Origin of the sequence: Nostoc sp. (assembly GCF_036917465.1) — a bacterium.
Lineage (GTDB): Bacteria > Cyanobacteriota > Cyanobacteriia > Cyanobacteriales > Nostocaceae > Nostoc.
The window spans coordinates 25,675-51,935 of sequence record NZ_JBALDL010000077.1 but is presented as its reverse complement, the minus strand read 5'-3'; the positions used below and the strand labels follow the sequence as shown (position 1 = coordinate 51,935).

Below are 26,261 nucleotides of genomic sequence, written 5' to 3'. Positions count from 1 at the left end.
TTACTTTTCTTCACACAGTTTGGTTTTATTGTGCCAACTTACTTAGGTAATTTTATTTACAAGTTGCGTCTGGTGAGTTATGACGAGACTAATTTACCGAATGGTTCACAATCAGATAGTCTTGATGTTATAAACTTAGCTACGTAGGCTAGATGCAAACTCAGACACTTTAAATCATCAATATCTACTTAGACTTAGAGATTATTCGGGTACATGCAGTTTTGTTGTAACTATCAAGTGACGAGAATCACACATATCTATGATTAGGATCGTCTCCCAGCAATCGCTAACTAAGCATAATTAATAGTAACTGAACTCTAGCCGAGTCATTAATAGGGAACACACTTAATTGCCGACAGCCTTTATCTAAGGAGTGTCGGTTTTTTATGTCTGTATATCCTCGATCCTTTGAGAAATGTCCCATAATCCCATAAATATACTTAGATAAATTTCCCCACAACTGGTTAGTAACTTGACAAAAACTTTGCCACAGCCACTACCAAATGTGGGGAGTGTACGATCAAATTCGGTATCTTATGTCTATCGAGTGCTAATATTCTGCACTCACTCTATTAGACCGGAAGTATACTCTTAGAACTAGCACATACTTTGTATTAAGACATTGCTTGAATGATGTAATCAAAGTAAGGTGCTGCTTCAGCAGCGTCTTCCGCACTCAGTAAGCTAAGGGAAGCTGTTTTGAGGGAATTGATTGCTTCTACCATTCCAGGTACGGGAACGCCCAATGAATTGTACATTTCTCGCACACCAATCAAACCGATTTTTTCAATTGGTTCTTTGTCGCCAGCAAGCACACCATAAGTAATTAGACGTAAGTACCAGCCAAAATCGCGGATACATAGAGAGCGCTGGCGTTCTCCGTAAGCATTACCTCCGGGGGAGATAAAGTCAGGACGCTTTTGCCAAAGTTGTTTAGTTGCTTCCTGAACTATCTTTTTTTCATTTTCGGCTAAGGTAGCCGCAATCCGCGTCCGTTGTACGCCGGTTTGCAAAAAGTCTTTGATATTTTTCAGTTCGCCACTGCTGGGATAACGCAGTTCGTCGTCGGCTTTGAGAATAACTTGGCTAATTACAGTCATGATGATTGAAATCACCTGAAATATTATCTGTTAGTTTAGCGAGTTGGAGGTACACAAGTGAAGAGATAGGAGTTACTTATGTATTGAATTTATCTGTTTGGGGAGCAGGGGGAGCAGACGGAGCAGGGGGAGCAAGAAAAAATAACTAATTCCCAATGCCCAATGCCCAATGCCCAATGACTAATGACTAATGACTAATGACTAATGACTAATGACTAAAACAATTTGGCAACAGGGCGAATTAATTGAAGTGACGATCGCTAATCTGAGTGATACAGGCGATGGAGTGGGACGTGCTGATGAGCGTGTTGTGTTTGTCCCAGATACTGTACCAGGCGATCGCGCCATTATCCGCTTGGTTCATGTTAAACCAAAATACGCCCACGGGAAGCTCCAGCAGCTATTAGAGCCATCCTCCCACCGTATCCGACCCAATTGTATTGTGGCGGATAAATGCGGTGGTTGCCAGTGGCAGCATATTAATTATGACTACCAGTTAGTAGCCAAGCAAAATCAAGTTATCCAAGCTTTAGAACGTATTGGCGGTTTTGTCCAACCACCGGTAGATCCGGTACTCGCCGCCCCTTCAGCTTTAGGTTATCGTAATAAATCTACATATCCTCTGGGGATATCGGCAACAGGACAGGTACAAGCTGGTTATTACCAAAAAGGTAGTCACCAATTAATTAACTTAAATCAATGTCCAGTCCAAGATGGGCGATTAAATCCTTTACTTGCCGAAGTCAAGCAGGATATTCAACAAAAGGGTTGGCGAATCTATGACGAACAACGCCATCTTGGACAAATTCGCCATCTCGGTTTACGCATTGGCCGACACACCGGGGAAATGCTGCTGACTTTGGTGGTAAAAGACTGGAATTTATCAGGAATTGAAACCCAAGCCCAGGAATGGTTAAAGCGCTATCCCCAGTTAGTGGGAGTGTCACTCAATCGCAATGGCGATCGCACAAATGCTATCTTTGGATCAGAAACCCGTTGCATCGCTGGAGTCCCACACCTGCGTGAGAATTTTGCTGGACTGGAATTTCAAGTGCGCCCAGATACCTTTTTCCAGGTGTACACAGAAACAGCAGAAGCACTATTGCAGATAATTCAATCAGAACTCAATCTTCAAGGGCATGAGTTGCTAGTTGATGCCTATTGTGGTATTGGGACTTTAACTTTACCCCTCGCCAAAAAAGTTCGTATTGCTACAGGATTAGAAGTGCAACCAGCAGCAGTAGAACAAGCTATTTTGAATGCCCACCGCAACGGAATTGATAATGTGACATTCCAAGTCGGGGCAGTAGAGAAATTGCTTCCAAAAATGGGCACAATACCAGAAGTAGTAATACTCGATCCGCCACGTAAGGGGTGCGATCGTGCTGTCATAGACACTTTACGGCAATTGAAACCATCTCGGATAGTTTACGTCAGCTGTAAAGTAGCTACCCTCGCACGCGACCTGAAATTGCTTTGTCAAGATGGGCAATATACTATCACACGGGTACAACCTGCTGATTTTTTTCCTCAAACTGCTCATGTTGAAGCTGCCGCCTTTCTTGTGCGATCGCATTTGCACAACGATAGTAATTCCTTTACAAAAACTGAAATTTGAAATTTTTAGTCTAGTGCATACTAAAGATGCTAAAATTGAATTAAGCTAAAAATAAAAATTCTTTTTGTTTAAATAAATTCAAGTTGCATAGGTTATTAGAAATATGAATTGGATTGTGTAAATTAAAAATCGGCAATCAAATAGAGTACTCCAATACTCTGTCAAATTACTCGCACCTTTTTAAGTTGCTAGAATTCATTATCAAAACTATTCCAGCCGTTATATATCTAAGCAATTCCAACTCATACTATAAAGCTAATGCTCCCTAGCATTTTCAAAATTTAGTTTTAAAGACGCAAGTTTGAAGGCAGCATGACCACCTCAAGTTTTATCAGGGTGCCTGTAATAGCAAACTGATGTCTAGCTAACTGAAAGCTATGGGGTTTCTCTTGTGATTACAATTTCACTCCGTCCAGTTGCACGTTATTGGGGCACTATTAGTTTTGCCTCAACCCTCTACCTTTGTCCAATCCTAGATTTACTGTTGGCAGAAATCCCAGCTAAATTACAAGCTGAACTGCGGCTAGGACTTCAAGAAGCCCTAGTAAATGCGGCTAAACATGGCAATAATCTCGATCCAAGTAAAACAGTTCTAGTCCGTTTTTCCTTAATAGATAATCAATATTGGTGGATAATATCAGACCAGGGTAGCGGCTTTAGTCCTTCATCTACGATCGAAGAAGAACCAACAGACTATTTACCACCAGATGAATCAGAAAGTGGTCGTGGTTTATGTCTTCTCCATCAAATTTTTGATCGGGTAGAGTGGAACCGCAAAGGCACAGAATTGAGGCTTTGTAAACAAATGGAAAATCGCCGAGGACTATCTCTGCGACGGTGACTTACTCAGGAGTGAGGAGTTAGAAGTTTTAAAGTCTTAACTCCTCATTTTAGGATTCAATAAAAAGTATTGTCTATTGGCGGTAACTCTTCTGAGTCATTTGTTCCTGGTTTTGGACTTGGTTTTTGTGGATTTGGAATTGCAGTAGAACCTCCAGAAATATCATCGTCTGACTCCCACGGATCATCCTCATGTTGATCCAAATGATCTAGTTGTAATACAACCTTAAGATTGTTATAAGATTGGTCAATTTTCTGGTCATTGTCTTGCGCTAGAGACTAAGATAGTTCCCGAATTAGGGTTTTGATGCGCTGGCGATGATTAAAAGGAAACTGTGAGTTGAAACCTCGCTCTAACTTTTGAAGTAATCGTTCTGCTAGCAAAATCAAAGCCTCAGAACGATTACGTTTTTCTAAAGCTTCTCGATCCATTAACTTTTTCCGTGAGTTGGGCAGGGAGGGGCAGAAATGGAGCGATCTAACCAACCAATTGCCTGTTCTAATCTAGCTTGAGCTTCTTGTGGCTGATTCTTCAAAAGATACACAATAGCTGCTGCCACTTGTTCATTAGCGCGGGAATTGCGGTTAGACTTGAGGCGATGCCAATCGTTAGGGGAAATACTCAGTCTTTCCATGAGGGCTTGAGCTAGTTCCAGAGTACTAAGTTCATTCAGTTGACTGGTTTTCGGCAGCTGGGTAGATTGGGACATAACTATTGGCACATAAGCATTTACTTCTACTTTACTACTTGTAAATGAAGCCGCCAAAACAATCACAGCCGTCACCAGAAAATCCCGAACCAAATTTTGAACAAGAACTAGAGGAAGTAGAGCGATCGCTCCTATCCTTAAAAGAACGTTACGATCAAGTGCAACGCGATCGCCAGCAACAGGCACAATGGCAACAGCATAGGGATCGACTAAAGCACAATAAGTCTCAGACACCAGAAATCAAAGCAGAGTTACGGCAAATTCAAAAGCAGTTGGAAATGCTAGAACTCAACTTAGAAAGCCAGTTATTTTCTTGGCGTAGCCTGAAAAAACCTTTCTGGCAAGTCGTCCGCTTTGGTGGAATGGGCGTTATCATAGGCTGGATATTAAAGTCTTATGCTGGATAAATATGGTAAATCGACGGATTGCAGAAATATTGCGAAGTGGCCAACCTGATGAGTCTCTCCAAGTGCAAGGCTGGGTGCGGACGAAACGCGAGTCCAAAGGGTTTGCTTTTATTGAAGTCAATGACGGCTCATCACTAGCGAATTTGCAAGCCGTGATCAATCAGGATTTGCCAGATTACGAAGCTATCTTGAAAAAATTAAATACAGGTGCGGCTGTCGAGGTGACTGGGGTATTGGTGGCTTCTCTTGGTAAAGGACAACGGATTGAGTTGAAAGCCGAGTCAGTGAAAGTTTACGGCGAGGCTGATCCCGATACATATCCCCTGCAAAAGAAACGTCATTCCTTTGAGTTTCTGCGAACCATTGGACATTTGCGATCGCGGACTAATTCCTTTGGTGCAATTTTCCGCGTCAGAAATGCTTGTTCGACAGCAATTCACCAATTCTTCCAAGAACGAGGCTTTTTGTGGGTACACACCCCCATCATCACCGCTAGCGATTGCGAAGGTGCGGGTGAACTGTTTAGCGTTACCAGTTTAGATTTAAAGAATATTCCCCGCACAGAAAACCAAGCAGTAGATTACAGCCAAGACTTTTTTGCTAAACCCACATATTTAACAGTTAGCGGCCAGTTGGAAGCAGAAGTGATGGCGATGGCGTTTAGTAACGTCTATACCTTTGGCCCTACCTTCCGTGCAGAAAATTCCAACACTTCGCGCCACTTAGCAGAATTTTGGATGGTTGAGCCGGAAATGGCTTTTTGCGATCTAGAAGGCGATATGGACTTAGCTGAGGCGTTTCTCCAACACATATTTAAATATGTGTTGGAAACTTGTCCAGAAGATATGGAATTTTTCAATGAACGTATTGATAAATCTGTGTTGGCGACAGCTGAAAATATTATTAATAATAAATTTGAACGCTTAACTTATACAGAAGCCATCAAACTTTTAGAAAAAGCCGATGTTAAATTTGAATATCCTGTGAGTTGGGGTTTAGATTTACAATCAGAACACGAACGATACTTGGCTGAACAGCTTTTCAAGAAGCCTGCGATCGTTACAGATTATCCAGCGCAAATCAAGGCATTTTATATGCGTTTAAACGACGATGAAAAAACCGTCCGCGCAATGGATATTCTTGCACCTAAAATTGGCGAAATTGTCGGCGGTTCCCAACGCGAAGAACGTTTAGATGTTTTAGAACGCCGCGTGTTAGCACAAGGATTAAACCCAGAAGATTTGTGGTGGTATCTTGATTTGCGTCGTTATGGTACTGTTCCCCATGCTGGTTTCGGACTAGGTTTTGAACGACTTGTGCAATTTATAACGGGTATGGGGAATATCCGCGATGTGATTCCTTTTCCGCGTACACCACAAAGTGCTGATTTTTAGAATTTGAAACCCATGCAATTAGAAATCGCGCCTACACAAACAAAGTCCGTCTGTGCGGACTCATAAAAACTTTGAAGCCCGCAAATGCGGGTTTTGCTTGTATAGCCGCGTATTTTATAAAGCGATTAGTTAAAATTAAGATTTTTGAATTTACTCTTGTAAAGCTTGAATTTGCTCAATAGGTAATTCAGTAACTTGAGCAATTTGCTCCAAACTCATTCCAATTCGCAACAAATTTAAAGCCAACTTTCTTGTTGTTTCTGCTTTACCTTTAGCTTCACCCTTGGCTTCGCCTTCTTCTAGGATTTGTTGATAAATGACTGATTCACGCATAATCTCACTTCTTAAAATCTTGGTAATTACATTTTTATCTAACACCAGACCTGCTAAAATCCCACTAGCGGCAGCTATATTTCTTTGTAGCTGGCGATCGGTAATTGCTTCAACTGCTTTGGCTACTTGGGTTAATACCATTGTAGGATCGTTTGTCTGACTTAGCACGGCAAAGGGTAATAAACCTGGAACACTCATAAACTTGTCTGTCGGTTGTTCCCACAGGCGTATTACCTCAAACTGATGATAAGTGTTGTTTAATTTAAAACTGTTTTCATTGACTAATTCTGAACTTGTTTTTCTCAAATAGATTACTACTTGACGCATTTCTTTGTTAGGAAAGCGGCGATAAACCCTAACCCGATAATCTAACATCCGAAAGGGGATGTCTTCATCGGCATCAGTTTGAAATTCGGTATGTAGAACTAAATTATCAGATTGCAATAAAATTAATGAATCGGCGCGAATTGGTTCGCTTGATAATTCAGTAGGGCTAAGTTCTGTTAATTTAATCGGTGAACCTAGTAACCAAGTTGCTAAGTCATCTTTGAAGTTTTCGGCAATGAATTTACAGATATTGTCATACATGGCAACCGTAGAGTAAGGGTATCGAGTATTTTTGAGAAAATTAAATTTTTTGGTGTTGGGTTGAGGTAGGGGAAACCCAACATAATTTTACTACTTCACTGTTTTAAACACCACCTAATTACCAAGTAACTGTTGTCTACGCTGCTCCTGTTCCTGCTCCTGAACTCTTGCGCGTACTCTTGAATATTCATTTACTGCTTCTGAAGATTGATTTATTAGTACTTGCCTTAAGTGACTAGCTTCATCGCCATCTCCTAAAAGAGAAATCAATTCTCTTCTTTGTGGTTTATCAAGTGTAATAAACCACTTGATAAAAGCTGTTAAAATTTCTTCTTTTGATCCAGAGACCTGATCATGAGCAACAACACAAGAAGGGCAAACAATAACAGGATAATTCTCATTCTCAATTAAAGTAGACGGATTATTTTTCCAATATCGAAAGGGTTCTCCCCAAGCAATAAATTTTCTAGTAAAAGAGCATTCTTCACTTGATACATCTTCATTTGTAATACACTCTAAAATAGAAGTTTTATTATAAGCACCAATGTGCTTTGCTAGAGTTCCAACAACAACAGAACCAGGATATCCAGGCAGTATTTCTCCTGTTGAAGCAAGCCAAGGATATTTAGTTAAAAGTAAGGAATAATGATATCGACTATCTATACAATATGCGATTACTTTTTGATTGTAATTTTTGTTATTAATCACTAATAAATTAATAACATTTTGATCAAATTCCATTCGCTCGTAATAGTTAGAAGAAAGTACATCTTCTTGGCAGCTTTTCGCTACCTGAGCTAGCCTATTCATATTTACCTGTGCATCACTTCTCATTGGTGTTAACAACAAAGCCGAGCTAGTTCCTACCAAAGCTATTAAGCTTTTCACTGTAAAATTTATCATTCATTTCCTTCTCTTATTACTTGTTCTAATTCATCAGAAGTTTTAGGGATGGGATATGTAGATTCCCAAGGATTAGGGATATTAGCCCCATCACTTTTTGTATCTATTGTGTTTTTTGGTTGTTTTTTGGGAACTTCTTGTTTAGGTGTTAATTTCCGTATATCTGAGGTTATTACAGTTGTTTTTGGTTGTTGCTTAATTTGCAAATAAACCTGTTTAGCCTTTTCAAGTTTAATTTTTGTCTGTCGGTCTTTATCAGCTTGTTGTCCTTTTTGCGCTAAAGCATTTTGATTTTCATTTTCTCTTATCACAGCTTCTAGCTGTTCCCTTTCTGCTGTAGCAGCAGCTTCTTTTTGAATAGCCGCTTGTCTCTCTTGCTCTGCTTTCAAAGCAGCCTTGAGTTTTTGTTTTTCTATCTCTTCTATTTGAGTTTGTTCAGTTTCTAGTTTGTCAGATGTAGGCAAACTTAGAGGGCTTATTGTGGGTTGAGGTTGAGCGTTTGTTGGGATTTCATAAATTTTGGTAACTGGTGAGGGAACTGAACTAGGAATAGCTACTGGGATATTTACTTCAGGAGAAACAGAAACCGGGTTTTTATTGTTTGGTAGGTTAAGAGCAGCAATAAAAACGGCAAAACATCCGACTCCTAAGCCGATGAAAACTTGCCAAAAATTTTGGCTTTTCGGAGTCTGGCTAGAAGGTGCATTGACTGATTTAGCTCCACCGACTGATACAGTAGCTATAGAACTAGATGACGCAGCAGATTTAGACCCATTGTTTGATTGAATTGCCGTTTGTTGCCATAGTATTTTAGGAATTTTTAACGCTTTTTCTATTTCGCTCAATTTCTGCAAAATCACTTGTGTATTTTGAGGACGATGATTTGCAGTAGGAGCTATCAAATGGTCGATTAAATCTGCCAAAAGGGGAGAGAGATTGAGGGCATATTTTCGCCAGTGCAACTCGTTAGTCAAAGGGTCATAAATTTCTTTATCCTGGGGTTCCTTACCTGTGAGCATAAAAATAAAAGTCCGTCCCAATGCAAAAAAGTCTGACTGCTGTACTGAATAACCGTTTTGTTGCTCTGGCGGGGAATAACCCTGTGAAATAATTCTGGTATGGGAATTTCCTGCCAAAATGGTCGTCGTGACTTGTCGAACTGCACCAAAATCAATTAAGACAAGCTGCCCATTTGGTCGCAGCATGATATTTTGAGGCTTAATATCACGATGAAAATATTGATGCGCGTGTACTAATGCGAGAATTTCTACAAGTTGTTTAAGCCAATTGAGAGCTTTAGCTTCAGAAATACGTTGATAATTACGAAATTCCATCCACTGCTCTAAATTTACGCCTTCAATTTTCTCCATTGCTAAACAGTGCAATGGTAGAGAGCTATTTTTAGGTAAAACAGTAAAATAACCATCTGGTTCTACCTTGGGAATACCCGCACTGTTTAGCTGACTCAAAACCCTTGCTTCCTGCTGAAACAGTTCAATAGCTTTGGGGTTATTGTCGGTTAGCACTTTTAAAACTTTAGTTTTCCCACGCTCGTCAACTTCAAAAGTGTTACCAAAGCCACCTTGTCCTAGTTGTTTGAGTACCTGATAGCGACCTTGCAACAGCATTTCTGACCCACAGTTACGGCAAATAAGATTATTTGCATTCATTGGGTAAACAGGTTTTGGACAATGGGGATTTATGCAATAGGTCATTACACAGAAGTAAATATCCTAAAGAATCGATTTTTATTGATATTTAAACAGAGCGCTAAACCTATAAGGTTCTATTAATAGAGTTCCCTAAAACGTTGACAAAGTAACATATATAGCAGTTCTAACTTCAATGCAATGCAGTCTGAACTTCACCCCGTATTTGCTGACGCAAACACTCCTCTCTCCTTGCTAAGGCTAGGGTATATACACAAGTCTGAAAATAGCTGACTAACCAAGGTTTTACCCCACCCTAACCCTCCCCTTATAAAGGCTACGGTGTACACACATCTTTGTACAAACCCAAAATAGTTGGAGATCCCCTTAAAAAGGGGGACTTTAAAAGACTTTTGCCCCCCTTTTTAAGGGGGGTTGGGGGGATCAAAAGCCTACGAAGCAACTCTCAAAGACTTGTGTGTACACCGTAGCCTTATAAAGGGGAGGGAACCGAATTTGCTATTACCCCCCTTTATAAGGGGGGTAATACGACTTGTGTGTACACCGTAGCCTTGCTAAGGAGAGGGGTTAGGGGTAAAATTTAAATTTCATACACAACAAATTAGGGTTACAACAATTGTTGTAACCCTATAGATTAGCTATATTAAATCTGCTCGAAAACCACTATATAATTACAATTAAGCTCATAACTGCCGAATTACGAGCAATTTTTCACATTTATTACATCTAGATTAATAGTTTGCCAAGGTAAATACTTTCTGCTTGCTTGCGTGGGATAAGTGAGGATAGTCTTAAAAGAATTGTGCAAAGCAAAACCCTTATCCCAGAAGTCGAGTAGAAAGCTAGAATGGCGATACAAAAAAAACAAGTAAAATCTAATACTGATATTTTAGATAATAGACGCACCCAAACTCGTATCTAGGTTCGCATTCCTAAAGACTTACACGAGGAATCGGTCATTTCACGACTGGTTTCTCATTATGGAGTCATAGTCATTATTGCTGATGCTCAGGTAAGCGCAAACGTGCCACAATATAGCTGCTTCGATCTGGAACTGCGAGGTACTGTTTCTCAGATTGAAAGCGCTCTAACCTACCTGGATGAACTGGATTTAGAAGTTTTGCACCAATCTAGCCCTGAAGAAGATGGTTGGTAGATTTAGTTAGGAGTTAGGAGTTAGGAGTTAAAAAATTCATAACTCCTAACTTTTAACTCTTAATTCTTAACTTTGTTTAAGCCATTTGATTTTCAATCGCCCACCGCGCTAGTTCAGTGCGGTTGTGGAGATTGGTTTTGCCCAACATATTGGACACATGGCTTTCAACCGTGCGCTGACTAACATTTAGTTCTTCAGCAATTTCTCGGTTAGCTAAACCCCTAGCGACAAACTGGACTACTTTCAGTTCGGTTGGGGTTAATTGCACATCGAAGGGAACCTGGATGCGGGAACCGTTTTCGCCTCCTTTAGCTTGGTGTTCTTTCCAACGGATAGTTTGTTTCAGCGAGGATTCAACTTGGGCTACGAGTTCTTCTGGTTCAAAGGGCTTGACCATATAAACATCAGCACCTTTATTGAGACCCTTAACTCGGTCTGCACTTTGTCCCTTAGCTGAAAGGAAAAGAACCGGAATCCAACTGGTGCGTTCGTTTTGCCGGACTTGTTCTACAAAAGTATATCCGTCCATTTCTGGCATCATCACGTCGCAGATAATCATGTCTGGAACATCTTGCTCTAAAATTTCCAGAGCTTCACGTCCATTTTCGGCGGTGATGACTTCGTATCCCCGGAATTCTAAGTAATCCTTCACCAGCAAGATGAGGTTAGGGTCATCATCAATCAATAGAAGTCGTTTGTGATCTTTCATGCTGGGCTCTTTCATAGCAGTGGCACTTGTCGCGCTTCGGTCCATCAAAGTCTTGAATATTTATCCTCTATGGTGGGTTATTTCGAGATGTGTCCTTTTTCCTACTTAACTTGCCTTTGCTGTTTCGAAGTCTTAAAAATGCCGAGCATTTTCAAGAGACTAATAGCTCGATAGCAAAAGTCCAGCAAGGATACGTATAGCAGTAGTATCTATAATGCGCTATTATATATCGCATTGAAAGTGGCGGGCGAAAAAACACTGATTAAATAATAATCCTTCTGACTCACAAGTAAGTATTGGCTTAAAGATGACCCTACCTTAAAACCAACCCGCACTTTCTTAAAGCCTACTGCTATTCCATATCCTTTGGTTGTTAAGCCTCTATGAGGTGTTCACAAGAAACTAGGGAAGTTTCTGGCAAAGGATGGGTTAAAAAGACATATTCTTCTACCACCTTATTGCCTATTAAGTGTTCTTGGACGATCCGCTCAATAACTTCCAGGTTTGCTTGGCGATACCAGACACCATCAGGGTAAATCACCATTATGAGTCCAGAACAACAAACGCGCAAGCAGTTGGCTTTAGTTCATAGATGCATAAGGAATAATTCTGTTGCGGCTCATCAAGTTTTAACTCTTTAATTCGCTTTTTTAAGTATTCCCAGGATTCCAGACTAGCTCGTTTTGAGCAGCAATTAGCAATTGTCTGGTCAGCGCAAATAAAAATGTGTCGCTGAATTTTTGCAAGTCCTAAACTTTCTACACAATTACTCAGGGCTTTATATTCTAGAAACTTAGTGGCTTTGGGGATTTGATGGCTTGATTGGATCGCTGTATTATTACTTATCGAGCAACTCCCTGATTACAGTTCTATAACAATTTCCAAGCTTTGCAAATAAAGTTGACTGACAAGGAAATAGGGCATTGAGGAGGCAGTGCGGTCTTGGGGTTTCCCCAAGTGGAGCAACTGCCGTCATTGGGAATTGGGAAACCTCTTCACTGCTCTCGCCTCCCGACTTTCTTTGACCATATAAAAGTATACGTAACTTACAGAACAAAACCCGCAGATTAAAAATAATTAGGCATTTATACTTAAGTACAACCCTATTCTAGTTCGGGAACCCGTACTAAAGGAATTCTTGCCATTGGATGCCAATTTTCGGTAAATTAGCACTCAAGGGTTGAGAGTGCTAATCTCTGGAGAAAATAATTATGGCAGCTTTATCTTTAAGCGTTTCTACAGTTAAACCTTTGAGCGATCGCGTTTTCGTAAAAGTGAACGCCTCAGAGGAAAAGACCGCAGGTGGTCTGTATTTGCCTGATACCGCCAAGGAAAAGCCCCAGGTTGGGGAAGTAGTTGCCCTTGGTCCTGGCAAGCGTAACGACGACGGTAGCCGTCAAGAATTGGAAATTAAAGTTGGCGATAAGGTGCTGTACTCAAAGTACGCCGGCACTGACATCAAACTCGGCACAGAAGAATATGTACTGCTTTCTGAAAAAGATATTTTAGCAGTCGTTATCTAATTGTCATTAGTTACTGGTCATTAGTCATTAGCCAATGACAAAAAACAAAAAACAAAGGACAAAGGACAAATAATATGGCAAAGCGCATTATCTACAACGAAAACGCCCGTCGCGCCTTGGAACGAGGCATTGATATCTTGGCTGAAGCTGTAGCTGTTACCCTTGGCCCAAAAGGTCGTAACGTAGTTCTAGAAAAGAAATTTGGCGCACCGCAAATTGTTAATGATGGTGTAACCATCGCCAAAGAAATCGAATTAGAAGACCACATTGAAAACACTGGCGTAGCTTTGATTCGTCAAGCTGCTTCTAAGACCAATGATGCTGCGGGCGATGGTACCACTACTGCCACCGTTTTAGCTCATGCGATCGTCAAAGAAGGCTTGCGGAACGTTGCAGCTGGTGCTAACGCAATTTCCCTGAAGCGCGGTATTGACAAAGCTACTGCCTTCTTGGTAGAGAAAATTAAAGAACACGCCCGTCCGGTGGAAGATTCCAAAGCCATTGCCCAAGTTGGTGCGATCTCGGCTGGTAATGACGAAGAAGTTGGTCAGATGATTGCCCAAGCAATGGACAAAGTGGGCAAAGAAGGCGTAATTTCCCTAGAAGAAGGGAAATCTATGTTCACCGAATTGGAAATCACCGAAGGGATGCGCTTTGACAAAGGCTACATCTCTCCCTATTTTGCCACCGACGCTGAACGCATGGAAGCGGTTTTTGATGAGCCTTTCCTATTGTTGACTGATAAGAAAATTGCTTTAGTGCAAGACCTTGTACCAGTGTTAGAGCAAGTAGCTCGTGCTGGTCGTCCTTTGGTAATTATCGCCGAAGATATTGAAAAAGAAGCTTTGGCAACCTTAGTGGTAAACCGTTTGCGCGGTGTACTCAACGTAGCTGCTGTTAAAGCTCCTGGCTTTGGCGATCGCCGCAAAGCACTACTAGAAGACATCGCTGTTTTAACTGGTGGTCAATTAGTTACCGAAGATGCTGGTCTGAAGCTAGATAACACCAAGCTGGATAGCCTGGGTAAAGCTCGTCGGATCACCATTACCAAGGACAGCACCACAATTGTTGCCGAAGGTAACGAAGCTGCTGTAAAGGCTCGTGTCGAACAGATTCGTCGTCAAATCGATGAAACCGAATCTTCTTACGACAAAGAGAAACTGCAAGAGCGTCTTGCTAAACTCTCTGGTGGTGTTGCTGTGGTGAAAGTTGGTGCAGCGACCGAAACCGAAATGAAAGACAAGAAGCTGCGCCTAGAAGACGCTATCAACGCTACTAAAGCTGCTGTGGAAGAAGGTATCGTTCCTGGCGGTGGTACAACTCTGGCTCACCTGGCTCCTGAATTGGAAGTTTGGGCAAAGAGCAATCTTAAGGATGAAGAGTTGATTGGTGCGTTGATTGTCGTTCGCGCCTTACCTGCACCTCTGAAGCGGATTGCTGAAAACGCCGGTCAGAATGGTGCTGTGATTGCTGAACGCGTGAAAGAGAAAGAATTTAATGTTGGCTACAATGCTGCGACAAACGAATTCGTCGATTTGTTAGCTGCTGGTATTGTTGACCCTGCTAAGGTAACTCGTTCTGCTCTGCAAAACGCTGCTTCCATCGCTGGTATGGTGTTGACAACCGAATGTATTATAGTTGACAAGCCTGAACCTAAAGATGGCGCTCCTGCTGGCGCTGGTGCTGGTGGCGGCGACTTCGATTACTAATATGTAGTTACATAATTTGTAAAACAGCTGCTTCCTTTATGGAGGTGGCTGTTTTTTTTGTGTCAATGACTATAAATAAGAAATCCAATCACTCCAGCTACCAGCATAAAGTTTACCTTTGCTTATACCACCTAATTCTAAAGAAAGTAAATTTACGCAAGCAGTAACGCCAGAACCGCAATAAACCAAGATTTCTTCGGCTGTTTTTAGCTGTTCCCAGCGACGGCATTGTTCCTCTTGAGGGAGTAGATAGCCATTCGAGTCTGTAACTTCTTGCCAAGGATAGTTGACTGCACCAGGAATATGTCCAGCAATTTTATCAATTGGCTCTCGTTCACCTCGATAGCGATCGCTTTCTCTCGAATCTACTAACACTACCTCGTCGCTATCCTTGCGACTTTTCACCACATTAATATCTACCACCTTTTCTGGTTGTACTTGAGCGACAAAAGCACCTATCTCAGACTGAGAAACGACATCCGTAACCGGATAGCCAGCTTTTTGCCATCCAGTAAAGCCTCCATCTAGTACCGCAACTTGCTCATGTCCGAGATAGCGCAACAGCCACCATAAACGAGATGCAAAGGCAAAGCGCGAATCATCATAAGCGACAACTAAACTTTTTTGGTAATTTACCCCAATGGCAGCAAATTTGTTAGCGATATCATTATGGTCAGGTAAAGGATGTCTCCCGCCATGCTTATCCACTGGACTGGAAAGATCCTGATTCAAATCTAGGTAATATGACCCTTTAATATGGCTAGTTTGGTACTGTTGTTGTCCGAATTGTGGATCGGCTAAAGAAAAGCGACAATCCACAATCACGACTTGCGGATCTTCTAGATGTTCAAATAGCCAAGCTGGTGAAACAACAAATTGGTTATTGGGCATTGCTCATTATTCAGTTTTTTTATAAAATGTCAGACTTAGAAAATTTTACACCTAAGCCCACAGCAGATGGTTCTTTCACCTTTGTCTCTCAAGAGTTTAGTGAATCCTTTCACAGTTATTATGGATCGAAGCAGGAAAGTTTCCTATTCTTGTGCTGCTGCTGTCCGCACAGCACTTTTGTCTGCTGGTTTGGTGGTAGGCGATCGCCTGGTACTATGGCAGCCCATCCTAATAAGTACCAGATTTCAAAATTACCCAGTACTCCCTTCCCTCTCGCAAGCTGAAAAAGAACACTTGCTAACCCGTGCTGCTATTCCCTATCGCGATCCAAAATTGAGTGATTCAACCGAAGTCATGGTGATGCGGCGACAACAAGAACAAAAAATCTCTTCACTCGAACCTACCTCCCATTGGCGAAAAAGGTGGCTATTGGGAACACAAAGCAGGGATTTTATGGGAGGTAGTTTGTAGTTCTACCGTTTACTGAGGTTCTATATGAAGACAAGGGGATTTTACCCCAAGTCCGATCCAGGCTGATTTTGTACAGTTTCACAAAGAATTGCTATTAAGCGATCGCAACGAAAAACTAATTCTTCATTCCTTAATTCCAGAGAAATTATCTATATTTTATTTTCCAAAAATTCTGATTTCCTTTCCAAATGCTAAGGCAACAATTTTTTCCGATACAAATAAATAAAATTATGTTAGTATCTAATTTTACATACACTTTAGTAATTGCTTGGATATTACGATAACTGAGTAAGTAAAAATATGTATACTTAATGATTACGATAAAGACTTCTAACTAAAAACCCTATATTTTGATAGAAAGCAAGCAATTCCAGTGCTTTCTAGCGCTTTTTTTTCAAAAAAGCTCCGTAATAAACCTGTTTTAAGATTTGTGCCAATTCATCATACTGGAATTAGAAGCAAAAAATTTTACAACAAGATATCCCTTGTTCGTAAGATAAAAGATACATACTGCGAAAAACTCAGATAGGCGATTTACATCATTCATAATCCCTATGAAAACTCGGCCTCAGATACAGCTAAATATTAAATTTATTTTGGAAATCTGACACTGTTAACTTGTGCAAAAACTTGGAGTGTCTTTGTGATTCAATGGAAATCCAACCATACAGGCTTTACAGAACAAATTGTTAGTGGGTCAAACCTCATTAGCACAGTAAAGAGTATCGGTTCAAATCATGCTGTAAGATTGCAAAATAGTGTGGAGGCTTGTCCTTTAGGCTTATCTCAAGAAAACCTTATGCTTGAAGATAGCCAAGCTGTGTCTTCTTGGATAAAAGTTGATGTTAATTGTGGTGATGATTTATTGGTCTCTAGAACACTACAAGTTAAAGGTTCTAAAGTGAATGGGTTTGATTTAGATCCCCCAAAGGTTTTAGTAGTTGACGATCATGCCGCCAGTCGGATGACTGCTGTTGCCCTATTGGGGATGGAAGGATATGACGTGATTGAGGCAGACAGGGGTTCTACGGTTGTAGGATTGGTAACTCAAAAACAACCAGATTTGATTTTGCTGGATGTGATGATGCCAGGAATGGATGGATTTGAAGTTTGCCAATTGCTCAAACACGATGAGCAGACTAGGCTAATTCCAGTAATTTTTATTACAGCATTAAATGACAGGCGATCGCGGATTCGGGGAATTGAAGTTGGGGCAGATGATTTTCTCACCAAACCTTTTGATCGCGTGGAACTGGCGGCGCGTGTAAAGTCGTTGGTACGGCAGAAGCGTCTGAACGAAGATTTAGATCATGCCGAACAAGTACTATTTTCCATCGCCATGTCTATTGAAAGTCGCGATCCCAACACTGGCGACCATTGTGAACGCCTCTTAAAACTCGGACAAGTTTTTGGTGAATACCTCAACCTCTCACGTTACCAAATTCGAGATTTGAGGTGGGGTGGTTATCTCCACGATATCGGCAAGGTGGGTATTCCTGATGCAGTGCTACTGAAAAAAGGCCAACTCACCTCCCAAGATTGGGAGATCATGAAGCAGCATGTTTTGATTGGAGAAAAAATCTGCCAGCCACTACGCAGTATGCGGGGTGTAATTCCCATTATTCGCCATCACCATGAACGCTGGGATGGCTCAGGATACCCTGATGGACTCAAGGGAGATGATATTCCCTATCTGGCGCAAGTATTTCAGTTAATTGATATTTACGATGCTTTAACCAGCGAACGACCTTACAAAAAAGCTTTTACTTTTGCAGATGCCCTTGGTGTGATGCAAGAAGAAGTGGATTCCGGTTGGCGTAATCCTAAACTAATGCAGCAGTTTGCAGAGTTTATTCTATCGTATGAAGGAAAAGGTATCGGATAATGATTTATCACTGCTGTAGTGAGCCTTCATTTGATTTCTACAAGCCGCAGACTCGTGACTTTGAGTCATAAGTTAGGCGCTCCATATTCTCATACAATAGATACATAGCGAAAATCAAGCTAACTGAACCACGACAACTGTCATATAAGTAGTTCTACCAGGAAATAGGTACATTGTGCCGCATCCTCTGGGAAGTAAAATCTTTAAGGTAATGAGGTTGGACATCCTTTTTGGTACTTGTTCAAAAGTCGCCGCCGGTGCGTCGGAGACTTTAAAAAACGCCTGTGGAGAACCTGTAAGACCTGAAGTAATTCAGGCAGGGATCTGTGAAGCAGGAATCGCGTGACTTCACGTCAATGCGAGGTTCAAACTATAGTCTCCACCTATTACGAACCAAAGTAATTTTCCTGATTAATTGTATATTTCAGTCTTCTATGATTAGCTGGTATGATTTGAGCCTAAATCTTAAAGTACCAACAGCATTAATCACACTTTCACTGATAGCTGATAGCTAATTATGGTAGTTGTAGCAATTCTAGCGGCGGGACGCGGCACACGGATGAAATCAAGCTTACCCAAGGTTTTACATTCTTTGGGTGGGCTCACGCTAGTGGAGAGAGTTCTCGAAAGTGTAGAACCACTTTCCCCCTCACGGCGAATCGTAATTGTGGGATATCAATCCGAAGAAGTGCAAGCCGCCATGCATTCAATTCCTAGTTTGGAGTTTGTCGAACAGACTGTGCAATTAGGGACAGGTCATGCTATCCAGCAATTACTTCCACACTTGGAAGACTACACTGGAGATTTGCTGATCCTTAACGGCGATTTACCGTTGATACGCAGCGAAACCCTCAAGCAGATGTTACAAACTCACACCCAAAATCAGAATGCTGCCACCATTCTGACCTCGCATCTAGCCGACCCTACAGGCTACGGGCGGGTTTTTTGTAACGATGAAAATATTGTGCAGCTTATGGTTGAACATAAGGATTGTACTGCTGCCCAAAGACAAAATCACCGGATTAATGCTGGAGTTTACTGCTTTCGCTGGCCAGATTTGGCAAAGGTGCTGCCCCACCTCCAGGCAAACAATTCCCAAAAAGAATACTATCTTACTGATGCCGTAACTCAAGTGGGAAAAGTGATGGCCGTGGATGTGGAAGATTATCAAGAAATTCTCGGCATCAACGATCGCCTGCAACTAGCAACAGCATCTGAAATTTTGCAAAAACGAGTTAAGGAAAAATGGATGTTAGCAGGTGTCACCCTCATCGACCCTACAAGCATCACCATTGATGAAACTGTAGAATTGCAACCGGATGTAATTATTGAACCCCAAACTCACCTGCGGGGAAATACAGTGATTCAAACAGGAAGTCACATTGGGCCGGGGAGTTTAATTGAAAATAGTCAGTTAGCTGAAAATGTCATGGTGCAGTATTCAGTAGTAACAGATAGTAGTGTGCAAGCAGGAAGCCGAATTGGCCCTTATGCCCATTTACGCGGTCAGGTACAAGTGGGTGCTAATTGCCGTGTGGGGAATTTTGTGGAATTAAAAAACACTCAATTAGGCGATCGCACCAATGCAGCACATTTGTCTTATATAGGTGATAGCGTTGTCGGCAATCAGGTAAATATTGGTGCAGGGACAATTACTGCCAATTATGACGGCGTGAAGAAACATCGTACCAAAATAGGCGATCGCACAAAAACCGGTGCCAATACCGTTTTAGTGGCTCCACTCACCTTGGGAGATGATGTCTACATCGCAGCTGGTTCTACAGTCACAGAAGATGTTCCTGATGATTCTCTGGTGATTGCCCGTAGTCGTCAGGTAGTGAAATTAGGTTGGCGCAAGAAGAGCCAATAAAGCGATAATTAAATCATCAGATTAGCTGATTCAAGTACAGGTAAAAGATGAGGAAAATAAAATAACTGGCCGCGATTATTGAGCGTGAGGAAAATGGCTATGTATCGCTTTGTCCAGAATTCGATATTGCTAGCCAAGGTGACACCATCGAAGAAGCACGCAGTAATTTAGTTGAGGCGTTGGAATTATTTTTTGAGACAGATGACCCATCTGAAGTCCAAGATAGGCTAATTACAGAAGTATTTATTACGCGCTTAGAGGTAAGTTTTGGGTAAGGAACGCGGATTAAATAAAATGCAAAACTTCATCCTATCTCTAGCTTCCCTCTCCTTTACAGCGCTTCCGGCTATTATGCAATACAGTTTTCCTCTTGCCCCTCTTCTATCATAGCTTTCAGCTTTGAGAATGTACCTCATAGCTGCCGTAAGTGCTGTATAAGGCTACGGTGTACAGACAAGTCAAATTACCCCCCTTAATCCCCCCTTGGAAAGGTGGGAAACAAGAGAATTTCTTTCCCTCACCTTTCTAAGGGGAGGGTCAGGGTGGGGTAATTCAAGGATTGGTAGTGATTCGATAACTTGTGTGTACACCATAGCCTTTATAAGGAGAGGGATTGAGGGTGAGGTAAGCGAGGGACATAAACTGTAAGACAAAATTTAGTATGGAAGAACTGCTAGAACTTAGGCAACTTCTAGAACAAGGCAAAATCTATGAAGCGCTACTGTTGGTGGATGAGTTAGAAGAAATGAGCCTCGGTGACAAAATCAATAAAATTGATAGTTATGGTGTAATTCTGCTCATCCATTTAATTAAACAAAACGCTGAAAAACGTTCTACTCGCTCTTGGGATGTTTCGATAGAAAATACAGTGCGGGAAATCAACAAAATAAACAAGCGCCGCAAATCTGGTGGTTTTTACTTGAATCAAGCAGAATTAATTGATATTCTGCAACAAGGATATCAAGTGGCACTGAAAAGAGCGGCGCTAGAAGCTTTTGAGGGGCGTTATGAAGCCCAAGAATTAGCAGCAATAGTTAATCAGCAAGAAACTTTAGCCGAAGCGCTGAAACTGATTCAACAATAGCCAATCAGTTCGTTACCAGTCCATTCCAAGGTGTCACCAACTTTTTCGCCGTTGTGGTAAGCAGCGAGTAAAATTTCGCTAGTTTTGCCCCAAGCGATCGCTCCACTCACATCTAAAGCGATCGCTCCCAAATCCCGTTTATTCTGGTGCGCTTCCCTAAAGGATCGCTCCATAGCCTCCTGTAAGGACATCCCATCAGTCACACGCACTACAATCCGGGGAGCTAAACACTCATCGATGATATCTTCTCCAATCCCAGTACAGCTAACACCAGCATTACTAGTAGCGTAATTACCTGCTGGCATCGCCGAATCACTTACTCTGCCAATCCGCTCAAATCCCTTACCACCAGTGGAAGTGCCAGCAGCTAGGCTACCAGATACATCTAAAGCTACGACACCAATAGTCCCGCGTCCGACATTACTGGTTTCTACCAGTTCCGGTTCTGCTACCACACCAGCCATTGCACTTTTAAAATTATCCTGGCGCTCTTGTATCCACTCTTGCAACCGCAAATCAGTTAAAGCGTTATAGCTAGGAAGTTGCATTTCCCGCGCCAACTCAGCCGATCCAAAATCTGATAACACTCGATCTGGCGAGTTTTGTAAAAATTGTGCCAACTCAATGGGATTTTTCACGCGCGAGATATTAATCACACCACTAAACCGTCCTAATGCGCCATCCATCAGAGAAGCACTCATGCGGATTTGCCCATCGGATTGTAGTACTGAACCAGTACCAGCATTAAAACGGGGGTTATCTTCGAGCATTTGGCAACCATGCACCACCGCCTCAGAAGCAGTTGCTCCTGATAATAGCAGAGAATAGACTTCTTCTATTACTGTATGGAGCGATCGGCGCACCGCCTCTAATCCTCCTTTACCGTGGAGAGAACTACCAGCCCCCCCATGAATAATTAATTTAGGTTGCACCTGTAACTCCATTAATCCCCTGCGCTATTTGCGTCTATGTTGCGGTTAGTTTCATTTTGAGCTATCAGAACGGCGACGACGACAACGTTCTGAGCAGTATTTCACATCGTCCCAGCAATCTTGCCACTTTTTACGCCATGTGAAAGGACGTTGACATACCGGACATATTTTTGTCGGTAGGTCAGATTTAGAACGAACACGTGCCATATAAATACTGTGTGTGTATATGAAAATTTGATTTCTGAGAGAGATGGAAAATAATTATAACCAGTTTCCTACAAAGGAAGTAAAGTTTCACAGAAAAAATGTAATGTCAATCTCTCCTAAGATTTATTTTTTCTCTATGTATCTGGGAATACAAAACTCTAGTTGGTCATTAGTCATTAGCGCTCTTTTATTACTTTGAAAAAATAAAATATTTGTAGGTTGGGTTGAACATTCGTGTTACCCAACAGAAGCAGGGATTATTGGCGTTGGGTTTCGTTCCTCAACCCAACCTACCCATAGATTTATAGAAAATAGTGACAACAAAGGTTTCTGATTTTTATCTCGTGAGAGTCATAGAAGAGCGTTAGTCATTGGTACTAATGACTAATTGCATTAGATTAGAATTAAACTTGCTGATGAAGTGTTAATCCACTTCTCAAATTCAGGGCTTACGCAAACAATAGCCGAAAAGAAAGATTTTCTTCTTAGGGCAATTCATGAATTGCTTCTACAGCGCTTGGTTTTGCGTAAGTCCTAAAATTAACTGCGGTTAAAACCGTTCATGTCGCTTCCCTCTCAGGTTTAAAGACGCTGAGTTTCTTGCATACTGCGTATTCTTATGACTGATCTACCACCCAACGCTCAGAATCCCGAAGAAAATGCTACCAATGATGTAGCACAAGAGTTACTGCGAAGACTGAGGCAAAAACAAGGCAACTGGGTGGAATGGGGAACAGCGATCGCCTCGTTGCTAAAAACCGGTTACAATCCCCAAGAAATTTTTGAGGCGACTGGATTTGAGCCAATTCAACAAAATCAGGTGGTTGTTGGTTCCCAAGTTTACAATTCTTTGGAAAACTCTGGAGTATCGGCAGAAACGCAATCGCACTACGCAACACGTGGTAGTGATGTTTTATACGAACTACGTTTGCTCACCCAAGAAGAACGCGCCGCCGCCGCCGAACTGATTTTCCTCCACAAAATCGATGCTGATGAGGTGAAGGAAGTGGCAAAAGCAATTAAAGAGTTCTCCTATTTCCGCACTTTGCCAGAAGGGTTTTCTGCCCATCCTGGAGATGCCGTTGCTCACCAAGTTTGGAAACTGGCACGCCAAAATGCAGATTTACAACAGCGATCGCGTCTGATCGCTAAAGGTTTGCGTTTTGCTCACACGCCAGCAGCAAGGCAAAAAATCGAACAGCTACTGACTGATTTTACTACCGTTCCCCAGCGTCCAGCGCCAATTTTACCCTTTTACCGCCTGGAATTTGAAGAACAATTACCCCGAATTTTGCCAGTAGTAGGCGAGTTGCCATTATCACGACAAGATTTGCAATCTGTGCCGATTTTGACAGAAATTGAACCATTTCGCCTGGTTAAGTTTTCTGGAGAGCAAGCTTGGGTTCCATTACCAGGTTGGCAAGTGCTGTTAGCGGCAGAAGATCCAGTAGTGATTTTAGCGAAAAGCGATCGCTTCCCCATGCAAACCCAAAACCAACTGGGGCCCGTTGTCGTTGTGGTAGATCGTGCCAAACGAGAATGGGATGCCTCAAGCTATTTTGTGGTTGAAAATGGTGGTGAATTAGAGTTTCAGTGGTTTGAAACTGAGCCAGAAATTCCCTTATTAGGACAAATTATTATCATTGTGCGTCCTAAGAAAATTCTGGATGAAGAATTAACTAAGGATTCCTGGCAGATTGATGAATAAGTAAAAGGAACTAGAGACTGGGAATTAGGGATTGGGATCTGGGTAAGAAAATCATACCCAATGCCCAATTTCATGGTTTCTCAGACACTGGTTTCTAATACTTAGCTGGATACTTGCGCTGAAAATATTCTTCCATAATTTGTAAAATCATACCTAATATCGCCCAAAGGCTTTTTTAATTTTGAACTTTGCACACTAGTAGTCTGTCTAATTAGTTCTGAGGGTTAGCAGAGTCAGGAGTAATTAGTTTTACTCCCTCACCACTAATGGAGGCTGAAGCGCTAGTTACGTGAGAACTGGATAGTAGTATTCACCAATTTTCTTAGCGATCGCGTCTGGTTGGGAAATTTTATCTAGATTGCAAAGTAAAATCACGGTGATTTTGTCATCAATAAAGCGGGTAATGTTACTTGCGAATCCTAGTATCGAACCATTATGACCAACTACTCGGCGATCGCCATAATTGAATACCCACCAACCTAAACCTGCAACATATCTCAAATTTTCCCAATCATCGCCCTGATTGGGAAAATGAGGAGTCCACATCAAATCATTTTAATTTTGAATTCCGCCTTGCGGTACTAGTCTCCAGTACCATGTCCTGAATTCTGAGTTTTAGCTTCTGATGGATCGGGCTGAGGTTTTTTATACTTACCTGGATATTTGTGCTGAAAATAAGCTTCTAGCACTTGTAAAACCATAGGCCCACAAACAGTACCGCCATGTTCGCCGGAGTTTTCACCAAAGGCGACAACCACAATTTCCGGCTTATTAGTAGGGGCATAAGCACCAAACCAAGTATGATTTGGGCGACCAACACCAGCTTCAGCAGTGCCACTTTTTCCAGACGCTGGGGCAATTGTGGGAACATCCAAGCGCTTACCAGTACCCTCACTCACCACCCTCCGCAATCCATCACGGAGAACTTTGATAGTTTCCGGCTTCATATTTAAAGATTCTCGCCAACTTTTTGCTTGTTCGTTGTCTTTGAGTAAATGCGGCTGAACTCGATACCCGCCATTAGCAGGGACAGAAAACATAATCGCCGATTGCAAGGGTGTAACTTGTAAAGCACCTTGACCAATTGACATATTAATGGTATCGCCTACAGTCCAAGGTGTCTTCAAAACTTTTTGCTTCCATGTTTCATCTGGAACCAAGCCTATTGATTCTTCATTGGGAAATTCAATACCAGTTTTTTGCCCAAATCCGTATTTGCGGCTCCATTTGATTAAAGTTGGGCCACCAACTTTTCTACCAACTTGATAAAAGAAAGTGTCACTGCTCATAGCGATCGCTCTGGGAAATCCTAATGGCCCGAATCCGGCGTGGTTCCACTCACCAAAAGTCACCCTACCAACGGTAAGAGAACCAAAGGTTTGTAATATTGAATCAGGAGAGAATTCACCTGATTCGAGTCCGGCTGTCGTGGTGACAATTTTGAAAGTACTGGCGGGTGGAAAGGCACTCAAAGCCCGATTAACCAAGGGATGATCTTTACCTTGCAAGCTTTCCCAATCTTTCTGGGAGAGTTTTTGTTTGGAGAAGATATTCGGATCAAAGGTGGGGTAGGATACCAGGGCTAAAACAGCACCATTATTGGGATCGAGTGCTGCGATCGCGCCTCTTTGATTTCCCAAAGCTTTTTCTGCTGCCTTCTGCACATCCAAATCTATAGTCAGGTGCAAATCATTACCAGCTTTTGCCTGTTTCTCCCCTATAACCCGGATTGGTCTACCCGCACCATCCACTTCCACTTGCTGACCGCCCCATTCGCCCCGCAGCACTTTCTCATAAGCTCTTTCTACCCCCATCTGACCGATGACATCTCCTAGTCGGTAGCCTTGCTGCTTCTTATCCTTTAACTGGTCGGCGGTCAACTCTCGCGTATAACCTAATACATGAGCTAATCCCCTACCGTGAGGATAATAGCGGACAGAATCTGTATTAATTTCCACTTCCGGCAGTTCATTTTTATACTCCTTTAATGCCGTGATTTCTGCTTCATTGAGATCGCGAGCAATTCGGATGAGTGAAGAAGAATTAGCACCCGCTTGTTCTAATTTTTTTTCCATTTCATCTTGCGGGATATTGAGAATTTGCGCTAGACGCGGCCCGACTACAGACCAGGAAGGCTTAGTATGTGCCATCGGCCACAAATATACAGAGCTAGGATAGCGAGTACTGGCTAAAAGTTTACCGTTGCGGTCAAAAATATTACCCCGTTCCGGTTGTTTAGAAATCATCCGAATACGGTTTGCTTCGGCTCGTTCTCGGAGTTTTGACCCTTCAACAATTTGCAAATAAGCCAAACGCGCCCCAATACCAGCAGTCATTAATAGGGTAAATACAATTAAAAATATTGATTGGGAACCACGTCCAACTGTACGTGTATCTTTTTTGCTGCCAATTGATGGGAATAAAGACATAAGACAAATAATGATTCTAAGAGCGGTATTATCTGTATACAATTACCCTAAACTCATGCCCAAGACTGGGTATGAAATAATTAGGCAAGTATATTCTTGAACAATTGTTTTTGGCGGATACAAT

Annotated in this window: 24 protein-coding genes and 1 pseudogene; 12 read left to right on the top strand and 13 right to left on the bottom strand. The window is 41.9% G+C overall.

Annotation, left to right across the window (positions count from 1 at the left end):
* Positions 1-614: 614 nt before the first annotated feature.
* A complete protein-coding gene (locus tag V7K38_RS18650) occupies positions 615-1,100 on the bottom strand; it encodes an allophycocyanin subunit alpha-B (RefSeq protein ID WP_094348587.1) in 486 nt (161 codons plus the stop codon).
* A gap of 211 nt (positions 1,101-1,311) precedes the next feature.
* On the opposite strand from V7K38_RS18650, the gene rlmD reads away from it, so the two are divergent.
* Together rlmD and V7K38_RS18640 are read left to right on the top strand one after the other, a co-directional pair.
* The gene (gene rlmD, locus V7K38_RS18645) at positions 1,312-2,718 is read left to right on the top strand and encodes a 23S rRNA (uracil(1939)-C(5))-methyltransferase RlmD (protein WP_334859882.1); all 1,407 of its coding nucleotides are present in this window, start codon (positions 1,312-1,314) and stop codon (positions 2,716-2,718) included.
* A gap of 391 nt (positions 2,719-3,109) precedes the next feature.
* On the top strand, positions 3,110-3,559 hold the full coding sequence (locus V7K38_RS18640; RefSeq protein ID WP_322641715.1) for an ATP-binding protein: 450 nt from the start codon (positions 3,110-3,112) through the stop codon (positions 3,557-3,559).
* A gap of 278 nt (positions 3,560-3,837) precedes the next feature.
* Here V7K38_RS18640 and V7K38_RS18635 read toward each other — a convergent pair whose 3' ends face one another.
* The gene (locus tag V7K38_RS18635; protein ID WP_334859881.1) at positions 3,838-3,990 is read right to left on the bottom strand and encodes a hypothetical protein; all 153 of its coding nucleotides are present in this window, start codon (positions 3,988-3,990) and stop codon (positions 3,838-3,840) included.
* A complete protein-coding gene (locus tag V7K38_RS18630; RefSeq protein ID WP_094328229.1) occupies positions 3,990-4,268 on the bottom strand; it encodes a DUF6439 family protein in 279 nt (92 codons plus the stop codon). The genes V7K38_RS18635 and V7K38_RS18630 overlap by 1 nt, the downstream gene beginning before the upstream one ends.
* A gap of 44 nt (positions 4,269-4,312) precedes the next feature.
* On the opposite strand from V7K38_RS18630, the gene V7K38_RS18625 reads away from it, so the two are divergent.
* Together V7K38_RS18625 and asnS are read left to right on the top strand one after the other, a co-directional pair.
* Entirely contained in the window at positions 4,313-4,675 is a 363-nt protein-coding gene (locus V7K38_RS18625) for a hypothetical protein (RefSeq protein WP_334859880.1), read from the top strand.
* 2 nt (positions 4,676-4,677) lie between these two features.
* Positions 4,678-6,069: an asparagine--tRNA ligase gene (asnS, locus tag V7K38_RS18620; protein ID WP_334859879.1), complete on the top strand. Its 1,392-nt coding sequence runs from the start codon at positions 4,678-4,680 to the stop codon at positions 6,067-6,069.
* Between the two features lie 150 nt (positions 6,070-6,219).
* Here the strand turns inward: asnS and V7K38_RS18615 are convergent, their stop codons facing one another.
* The 3 genes from V7K38_RS18615 to V7K38_RS18605 form a co-directional block, all read right to left on the bottom strand.
* Positions 6,220-6,990 carry an Rpn family recombination-promoting nuclease/putative transposase gene (locus tag V7K38_RS18615; protein WP_334859878.1) on the bottom strand — a complete coding sequence of 257 codons (771 nt, stop codon included), beginning with the start codon at positions 6,988-6,990 and terminating at the stop codon, positions 6,220-6,222.
* Between the two features lie 114 nt (positions 6,991-7,104).
* Positions 7,105-7,893, bottom strand: coding sequence for a hypothetical protein (locus V7K38_RS18610; RefSeq protein ID WP_334859877.1), 789 nt, complete (start codon positions 7,891-7,893; stop codon positions 7,105-7,107).
* Positions 7,890-9,608, bottom strand: a complete 1,719-nt coding sequence (locus tag V7K38_RS18605) for a serine/threonine protein kinase (protein ID WP_334859876.1) — start codon at positions 9,606-9,608, stop codon at positions 7,890-7,892. Before V7K38_RS18605 ends, V7K38_RS18610 begins: the two co-directional genes overlap by 4 nt.
* 883 nt (positions 9,609-10,491) lie before the next feature.
* On the opposite strand from V7K38_RS18605, the gene V7K38_RS18600 reads away from it, so the two are divergent.
* Positions 10,492-10,719, top strand: coding sequence for an NIL domain-containing protein (locus V7K38_RS18600; protein WP_334859905.1), 228 nt, complete (start codon positions 10,492-10,494; stop codon positions 10,717-10,719).
* A gap of 76 nt (positions 10,720-10,795) precedes the next feature.
* Here the strand turns inward: V7K38_RS18600 and V7K38_RS18595 are convergent, their stop codons facing one another.
* Positions 10,796-11,473, bottom strand: coding sequence for a response regulator transcription factor (locus V7K38_RS18595; RefSeq protein ID WP_012407592.1), 678 nt, complete (start codon positions 11,471-11,473; stop codon positions 10,796-10,798).
* Between the two features lie 328 nt (positions 11,474-11,801).
* The gene (locus V7K38_RS18590; protein ID WP_334859875.1) at positions 11,802-11,972 is read right to left on the bottom strand and encodes a hypothetical protein; all 171 of its coding nucleotides are present in this window, start codon (positions 11,970-11,972) and stop codon (positions 11,802-11,804) included.
* 667 nt (positions 11,973-12,639) lie between these two features.
* On the opposite strand from V7K38_RS18590, the gene groES reads away from it, so the two are divergent.
* Positions 12,640-12,951 (top strand): co-chaperone GroES, encoded by a 312-nt coding sequence (groES, locus tag V7K38_RS18585; protein WP_069071443.1) that lies wholly within the window; start codon positions 12,640-12,642, stop codon positions 12,949-12,951.
* Between the two features lie 74 nt (positions 12,952-13,025).
* Positions 13,026-14,660 carry a chaperonin GroEL gene (gene groL, locus V7K38_RS18580; RefSeq protein WP_334859874.1) on the top strand — a complete coding sequence of 545 codons (1,635 nt, stop codon included), beginning with the start codon at positions 13,026-13,028 and terminating at the stop codon, positions 14,658-14,660.
* A gap of 69 nt (positions 14,661-14,729) precedes the next feature.
* Here the strand turns inward: groL and V7K38_RS18575 are convergent, their stop codons facing one another.
* Entirely contained in the window at positions 14,730-15,551 is an 822-nt protein-coding gene (locus V7K38_RS18575; protein WP_334859873.1) for a sulfurtransferase, read from the bottom strand.
* A 141-nt stretch (positions 15,552-15,692) separates the two neighbouring features.
* On the opposite strand from V7K38_RS18575, the pseudogene V7K38_RS18570 reads away from it, so the two are divergent.
* From V7K38_RS18570 to V7K38_RS18555, 4 genes and pseudogenes are all read left to right on the top strand, one after another.
* Positions 15,693-16,022, top strand: a pseudogene (locus tag V7K38_RS18570) (hypothetical protein); the annotation flags it as partial.
* Positions 16,023-16,665: 643 nt separating this feature from the next.
* Positions 16,666-17,907: a two-component system response regulator gene (locus tag V7K38_RS18565; RefSeq protein ID WP_334859871.1), complete on the top strand. Its 1,242-nt coding sequence runs from the start codon at positions 16,666-16,668 to the stop codon at positions 17,905-17,907.
* Positions 17,908-18,424: 517 nt separating this feature from the next.
* Positions 18,425-19,777, top strand: a complete 1,353-nt coding sequence (gene glmU, locus V7K38_RS18560; protein WP_334859870.1) for a bifunctional UDP-N-acetylglucosamine diphosphorylase/glucosamine-1-phosphate N-acetyltransferase GlmU — start codon at positions 18,425-18,427, stop codon at positions 19,775-19,777.
* Positions 19,778-20,438: 661 nt separating this feature from the next.
* Complete coding sequence (locus tag V7K38_RS18555; RefSeq protein WP_334859869.1) at positions 20,439-20,861, top strand: DUF29 family protein; 423 nt, start codon at positions 20,439-20,441, stop codon at positions 20,859-20,861.
* Here the strand turns inward: V7K38_RS18555 and V7K38_RS18550 are convergent.
* Positions 20,852-21,805, bottom strand: coding sequence for an isoaspartyl peptidase/L-asparaginase (locus V7K38_RS18550; RefSeq protein ID WP_334859868.1), 954 nt, complete (start codon positions 21,803-21,805; stop codon positions 20,852-20,854). The two genes, V7K38_RS18555 and V7K38_RS18550, sit on opposite strands and share 10 nt — an antisense overlap.
* Positions 21,806-21,844: 39 nt before the next feature.
* Positions 21,845-22,000, bottom strand: a complete 156-nt coding sequence (locus tag V7K38_RS18545; protein WP_334859867.1) for a DUF2256 domain-containing protein — start codon at positions 21,998-22,000, stop codon at positions 21,845-21,847.
* A 619-nt stretch (positions 22,001-22,619) separates the two neighbouring features.
* On the opposite strand from V7K38_RS18545, the gene V7K38_RS18540 reads away from it, so the two are divergent.
* The gene (locus V7K38_RS18540) at positions 22,620-23,708 is read left to right on the top strand and encodes a RuBisCO accumulation factor 1 (RefSeq protein ID WP_334859866.1); all 1,089 of its coding nucleotides are present in this window, start codon (positions 22,620-22,622) and stop codon (positions 23,706-23,708) included.
* Positions 23,709-23,993: 285 nt separating this feature from the next.
* Here the strand turns inward: V7K38_RS18540 and V7K38_RS18535 are convergent, their stop codons facing one another.
* Complete coding sequence (locus V7K38_RS18535) at positions 23,994-24,257, bottom strand: hypothetical protein (RefSeq protein WP_334859865.1); 264 nt, start codon at positions 24,255-24,257, stop codon at positions 23,994-23,996.
* A gap of 32 nt (positions 24,258-24,289) precedes the next feature.
* Positions 24,290-26,137 carry a penicillin-binding protein 2 gene (gene mrdA, locus V7K38_RS18530; protein WP_334859864.1) on the bottom strand — a complete coding sequence of 616 codons (1,848 nt, stop codon included), beginning with the start codon at positions 26,135-26,137 and terminating at the stop codon, positions 24,290-24,292.
* Positions 26,138-26,261 lie beyond the last annotated feature (124 nt).